1 protein-coding gene is annotated in these 311 nt (G+C 63.3%); it reads left to right on the top strand.

The genetic code is table 11. From position 1 onward, the window contains the following. On the top strand, positions 1 to 311 hold a 311-nt coding region (locus AC6CH3_RS23520; protein ID WP_498134721.1), incomplete at both ends, for an ATP-binding cassette domain-containing protein.

Consider the following 311-nt stretch of genomic DNA (forward strand, 5'->3'; position numbering starts at 1 on the left):
GAGCACAACCTCGTGCCGGACCTCTCGGTGGCGGAGAACGTCCTCCTTGGCAACTGGGGCGGTCAAAAGGGCTTCCTCTCCCGGCGCGACATCCGCAAACGCGCCCGAAAAGCCCTTGACCAGGTCGCCCCGCACCTTAGTCTCGACACCCCGGCCATGGCCCTGTCCACGGTCGACGGCCAGATGGTCGAAATCGCGCGTGCAATGGCCCAGGACGCCAGGGTCATCATCATGGACGAACCCACTACTGCCCTGACCGAGCACGACGTCGAGAAACTTTACAAACTGGTCAACGAGCTGCGCACGAACGG

The sequence above is a fragment of the Arthrobacter sp. GQ119 genome, from assembly GCF_059759125.1.